Origin of the sequence: Microbacterium sp. (genome assembly GCF_036566905.1) — a bacterium.
In the GTDB taxonomy this organism is placed as follows: domain Bacteria; phylum Actinomycetota; class Actinomycetes; order Actinomycetales; family Microbacteriaceae; genus Microbacterium.
The window spans coordinates 1-4,014 of the sequence record NZ_DATCVK010000214.1 but is presented as its reverse complement, the minus strand read 5'-3'; the positions used below and the strand labels follow the sequence as shown (position 1 = coordinate 4,014).

The window sequence follows — 4,014 nt, the reverse complement described above, 5'->3', positions numbered from 1 at the left end:
GCGGCGGCGGTCGCGGTCGTGGTCGCCGTCGGAATCGGCGTGCCGCGCATCGCCGCCGCGGCGCAGGCGCCCGACGCCGACCTGGCCTGCGTCGTCGACTGGGCCGAGCAGTCCGGACGCACCGGCGCCGGCCAGTTCTGGACCGTCCGGCTGCCGAAGGCCCACCTGGCCGACCCTCGCGGGCTGGTGCAGGTCGACCACCGGCTGCGCGGCTACGCGTGGCTCGTCAACCGCGACGACTTCACCGTGGACGAGGTGTCGTTCCTGGTGACCGATGCGCAGTCCCCCGCGTTCGAACTGCCCGCCGGATTCTCGATGGCGGATGCCGAGCTCGTCGACTGCGGCCGCTACACGGTCGCCGACTTCGGCGAGCGGAGCCTGCCGCTCGGCCCGCAGCACTCCTGATCGCGCCCGGGGCCGGCCGCGCGATGCGGCGCAACCGCAGGGGTCGGTCAGGCGTCGGCCGGCGCCGGGCCCGTCGTGGTGCCCTCGCGGAACGTGCACGTGAAGCGGATCGAGGCGGCCGGAGCGCCCTCCAGCATCGCCGCGACGGCGGCTCCCGCGGCCCGGCCCTTGTCGGCCGCGGGCTGCACCAGCGTGGTGAGCTCGTACGGGGCGAGGCCGTCGACCACGATGCCGTCGAAGCCGGTGACGCTCACGTCTTCGGGGACCCTCAGGCCCGCCTCCTCGGCGGCGCGGATCACGCCCGCGGCGAGCAGGTCGCTCTGCGCGATCACCGCGGTCGGGCGACGCTCCGGGTCGGCGAAGATCTCGCGGCCGGCCGCGTGCCCCTCGTCGATGAAGCTGCCGGCGGCGGCGAAGGTCGCGGCATCCGGGAAGACGTCCAGGGCACCGGCGAGGCGCTCACGCGTGACGTCGACGGCGATCGCGGTGTCGTCGTGGATCCAGCCCCGCTCCCACCCGGCGCGGACGGGAAGCGCGACGACGGCGACGCGGCGGTGTCCGAGGGCGCGGAGATGGCTGGCCGCCTGGCGCTGCGCCTCGCGGTTGTCGAGGCCGATGCGGGGCACGTCGTCCCCGGCATCCCCCTCGATGACGACGACCGGGATGCCGCGTGCCTTGACGGTCTCGAGCGACTCGCGCAGCAGACCGCTGCAGCCGATCAGCACGGCCGCATCGAGCGGCGCCGTGGTGAGGGAGGGGCCGCTGCCGGTGGGCTCGTGGTCGCGCAGGAGCAGGAGTCCCGCACCGATGGGCGTGACGGCGTCGGCGAGGCCGTCCATCATCAACGTCTTCACGGGGTCGAGGAAGGCCGTGCGCAGGTGCTCCTCGAAGACCACGCCGACGATGCCCGAGCGCCCGCGGCGCAGGGACGCGGCGCGCGGGTCGGGACCGGTGTAGCCGAGCGCCGCGGCGGCGTCGAGGACTCTCCGGCGGGTGGCCTCCGACACGGGCGTCTTGCCGCTGAACACCACCGAGGCGGTCGACGGCGAGACGCCGGCCTCGCGGGCGACGTCCGAGATCGTGGCCCGGCGGGTACCGGCATCCTGGCGGCTCATGTCGTGACGATCGTAGCCCGTCTGGTGCTGCTCGGCCGAATCGATTCGAGGCAGGTCTTTCCGGCGTTTCAGCGCTACCGAATCGATTCGGTACAGTGTCCGGATGGATACCGTGCTCACCCGGACGCAACTGGTCGCCTGGCGCACCGCGATCTTCGTCATCTTCTTCGCGACCGGCCTGGGCTTCGCCACGTGGGCCGCGCGCGTCCCCTCCGTCAAGGCGAACCTCGGGATCAACGACTTCGAGGTAGGCCTGCTGCTGTTCGCGTCGGGTGCCGCGTCGATCCTCGGACTCTCGCTCGCCAACGTCGTGCTGGCGCGCTGGGGCGCCCGCCGCGGACTGCTCATGGGTCTCGCGACCTTCGCGATCGGCATCCTGCTCGTCGGCTTCGGCGCCGACATCACGGCATCCTTCGCCCTCACCGCCACCGGGCTCGCCGTGATGGGACTCGGCATGGGCGCGACCGACGTCATGATGAACGTCGAGGGCGCGGCGATCGAGCAGGCGAGCGGCAAGACGATCATGCCGCTGTTCCACGCCCTGTTCAGCCTGGGCACCGTCGCCGGCGCCGGGGTCGGCGTGGCGATGGCGGCGTGGCAGGTGGGCGTCGCCCCGCACCTCTGGATCGTCGGCTGCCTGGTCGTGGTCGGCGGCGCCGTCGCCGTGACCTTCGTGCCGCGACGAGAGGTGAACGAAGACCCGACCGAAGCCGCCGATGCCCCCACCCGCCGCGAGAGGTTCGCGGCCGCGGTCGCCGTCTGGCGCGACCCGCGCACGTACGCGATCGGCGCGATCATGCTGGGCATGGCGTTCGCCGAAGGCGGCGCCAACGACTGGCTGCCCCTCAGCGTCGTGGACGGCCACGGCGGCACCGAGGCACAGGGCGCGATCGCGCTCACCGTCTTCTCGGTGGCGATGACCGCGGTGCGGGCGCTCGGCGGCCCGCTCGTCGACCGCTTCGGACGCGTCTGGACGCTCCGCATCCTCGCGATCCTCGCCGGCGGCGGCCTGGTGATCTTCATCCTGGCGCCCTCCATGCCGATCGCGCTGATCGGCGTGGCCCTGTGGGGCATGGGCGCGTCCCTCGGCTTCCCGCTGGGCATGTCGGCCGCGGCCGACGACCCGGCGAAGGCTGCGGCATCCGTCTCGGCTGCCGCCACGATCGGCTACGTCGCCTTCCTCTGCGGCCCGCCCATCCTCGGATGGATCAGCCACCAGATCGGGCTGCTGCCGACGCTGTGGATCCTCGTCGCGCTCATCGCCCTCTCGGGCTTCGCCTCGGGCGCGGCCAAGCCGATCGCGGGCTCGCAGGTCGGCGCCGGCCACCACCACTAGGGCGTGACACGCCGGGGCATCCGCAGATGTCCCGGCGTGTGTCAGCTCAGAGGCGATCCGCGACGGTCGCCGCCACCGTCAGCCACGCGTCGCGGGTCTCGGGCGCCAGCGCGTCGAAGTCGATGGGTCCGCCGTCGACGAGGGAGGGATCGAACGGCGCGTTGACGACCGCCGAGGTCACCTGCTCGAAGTGACGCGAGAGGCGGGCCTCGAGCCGGCGGTCGGGACGCGACGAAGGTGCCGTGAGCACGGTGACCGCGTCATCGATCTTGTCGCCGAAGCCCTTCTCCCGGAGGCCGTCGAGCAGCCACGCGGCGCTGGCCGCGGTGTCTTCGCGCACGGTGGAGACGATCACGAGCTGGTCGGCCGCCGCGACGGACGCCACCCAGTTGGAGGCGCGCATGTTGTTGCCGGTGTCGACGATCATCAGCCGGTAGTAGCGGCGCAGGAGCGAGTGGAGCCGGTCGAACGCGGCGGAGTCGATCGTCGAGGATGCGGCGGCATCCTCGTCGGACGCCAGCACGTCGAAGCGGGCGTCGACCTGCGTGCGCACGTACGTGTCGAGCGCGGCGAGGCTGGAGCCGCTGGGGTTCCAGAACTCGTCGATATCTTCGAGGAGGTCGACGGCGGTGCGGTGGTGCGGGGTGTTCTGCGCGCGCCAGCCCAGCGTGCCGCGGGTCTCGTTGTTGTCCCACGCGAGCGTCGCACCGCCGCGCACCGTCCCGAACGTGGCCGCCAGCAGCAGCGTGCTCGTCGTCTTGTGCGCCCCGCCCTTCGGGTTGAGCACCACGATCGTCCGCGGCGCATCGAGTCGGCGCTGCACGCGCTTCTGGCGATCGAGCCGGTCGCGCTCGGCGCGGCCGGGTGCCGGCGAGACGAGACCGCCGGTCGCTCGGCGGACGGCTCCCTGCCATCCCGACGCCGCACGGGTGCGGCTGGCGCCGCCGCGCGACTCGAGCAGGTCCTGGACGGTCGGCTTGCCCGCGTCGCGCCGGTCGGCGACGATCGCTGGCGTCTCGCGGGGTTCCGGCAGCGGCAGCGTCGCCGGGTCGCGTCGCTGCGGGGGGACGGATGCCGCCGGCTCGCGCCGTTGCTCGGTGGGTGCAGTCGACGTCGCGGGTGCAGCGGGCGCAGCCGCCGTCACCGGCACAGCAGGCG

3 protein-coding genes and 1 pseudogene are annotated in these 4,014 nt (G+C 73.4%); 2 read left to right on the top strand and 2 right to left on the bottom strand.

What is annotated here, in order from left to right:
• Positions 1-405, top strand: a pseudogene (locus VIP82_RS18460) (hypothetical protein); the annotation flags it as partial.
• A gap of 47 nt (positions 406-452) precedes the next feature.
• Here VIP82_RS18460 and VIP82_RS18455 read toward each other — a convergent pair.
• Positions 453-1,520, bottom strand: coding sequence for a LacI family DNA-binding transcriptional regulator (locus VIP82_RS18455; RefSeq protein ID WP_331911291.1), 1,068 nt, complete (start codon positions 1,518-1,520; stop codon positions 453-455).
• A 103-nt stretch (positions 1,521-1,623) separates the two neighbouring features.
• Between VIP82_RS18455 and VIP82_RS18450 the strand changes: the two genes are divergently transcribed.
• Positions 1,624-2,856 carry an MFS transporter gene (locus VIP82_RS18450; protein WP_331911289.1) on the top strand — a complete coding sequence of 411 codons (1,233 nt, stop codon included), beginning with the start codon at positions 1,624-1,626 and terminating at the stop codon, positions 2,854-2,856.
• Positions 2,857-2,902: 46 nt separating this feature from the next.
• On the opposite strand, the gene VIP82_RS18445 is transcribed toward VIP82_RS18450, so the two are convergent.
• A partial coding sequence (locus VIP82_RS18445) for a MinD/ParA family ATP-binding protein (protein WP_331911287.1) occupies positions 2,903-4,014 on the bottom strand: 1,112 nt, incomplete at its 5' end.

Bases quoted from the DNA above. Each gene is read 5' to 3' on its own strand.
- VIP82_RS18455 (WP_331911291.1), bottom strand. From the start codon at position 1,520: ATGAGCCGCCAGGATGCCGGTACCCGCCGGGCCACGATCTCGGACGTC.
- VIP82_RS18450 (WP_331911289.1), top strand. From the start codon at position 1,624: ATGGATACCGTGCTCACCCGGACGCAACTGGTCGCCTGGCGCACCGCG.